Genomic DNA, 1,603 nt, shown 5'->3' with positions numbered 1-1,603 from the left:
GTGCGCCGGGTCAGGGGAACTATGCTGCGGCGAACAGTTTCCTGGACGCCCTGGCCGCGCACCGCCGTGCCAATGGGCTTCCCGCGCAAGCGCTCGCCTGGGGTCTTTGGGACACCGACACCGGCATGGTCGGGGACATCAGCGACACCGACCTGACACGGATCTCGCAGGCCGGCATGTCCGCCCTCACCGAGGACGAAGGATTGCCCCTCCTCGACCTCGCCCTCGCGACGGACGAGCCGGCACTCATGCCCGCCAAATTGGACATCGGCACGCTCCGAGCGCAGGGCGACAGCATGCCGGAGGTGTTCCGGGCCCTGGTGCCCACCATCCGGCGACGCCGCGCCGGCACCGGCGCCGAGTCGGGCCTCCTGCGGCGGCGACTCGCCGCACTGCCCGCCGCGGAATGGGAACCGGCCCTGCTCGACCTCGTCCTCGGGCAGGTGGCGCTCGTCTTGCGGTTCAGCTCGTCCGAGGCCCTCGAACCCGAGCGCGCCTTCAAGGAGCTCGGATTCGACTCCCTGACCGCCGTCCAGTTCCGCAACAAGGTGAACGAGGTCACCGGGCTTCGGCTGCCCGCGACCCTCGTCTTCGACCACCCGACGCCGAGGGCGCTCGCCCGGTACCTGCTGAGCGAGGTGTCGGGCTTCCAGCACGGCGCGGCGTCCCCCGCCGCTCCGGTCGGCCCCGTGGACGACGATCCGATCGCCATCGTCGGCATGGCCTGCCACTACCCCGGAGGGATCGGGTCGCCGGAGGACCTGTGGACGGTCGTCCGGGACGAACTCGACGTCGTCTCCGGCCTCCCCACGGACCGCGGCTGGGACCTGAACCGTCTCGTCGACCCGAGCGGCACGCGCCCCGACACCAGCTACACCGACCAGGGCGGGTTCCTCTACGACGCCGCCGACTTCGACGCCGGCTTCTTCGGCATCAGCCCCAATGAGGCGCTGATGATGGACCCGCAGCAGCGGCTGCTGCTGGAGACCTCGTGGGAGGCGCTCGAACGCGCGGGCATCGACCCGGCGTCGCTGAAGGGCAGCGCGACCGGCGTATTCGCCGGGATGGCGTTCCACGACTACGCCTACAACCACAGCACGGGCTCGATCGCCTCCGGGCGCATCTCCTACGTCATGGGCCTCGAAGGCCCCGCCGTGACCGTGGACACGGCGTGCTCGTCGTCGCTGGTCGCGCTGCACCTGGCCGCGCAGGCGCTGCGGTCCGGCGAATGCTCCCTCGCGCTCGCCGGCGGGGTCGCCGTGATGGCCACACCGACGATGTTCATCGAGTTCTCCCGGCAGCGCGGCCTCGCGCCGGACGGCCGCTGCAAGGCGTTCGCCGACGCGGCGGACGGTACGGGCTGGTCCGAGGGCGTGGGCATGCTGCTCTTGGAGCGTCTCTCGGACGCCCGCCGCAACGGCCACCCGGTGCTCGCCGTGATGCGTGGCTCGGCGGTGAACCAGGACGGCGCGTCCAACGGGCTGACGGCGCCGAACGGGCTTGCCCAGCAGCGGGTGATCCGGCAGGCGCTGGCGGTGGCGGGCTTGTCGGCGTCCGAGGTGGACGCGGTCGAGGCGCACGGGACGGGGACGACGCTGGGCGA

Annotated in this window: 1 protein-coding gene; it reads left to right on the top strand. The window is 72.0% G+C overall.

From position 1 onward, the window contains the following. A partial coding sequence (locus tag IEJ02_RS47705; RefSeq protein WP_191070493.1) for a type I polyketide synthase occupies positions 1 to 1,603 on the top strand: 1,603 nt, incomplete at both ends.

Source organism: Streptomyces sp. 5-10, assembly GCF_014712245.1.
GTDB lineage: Bacteria > Actinomycetota > Actinomycetes > Streptomycetales > Streptomycetaceae > Streptomyces > Streptomyces violaceusniger.
This window is presented reverse-complemented; position numbering and strand designations above follow the sequence as displayed.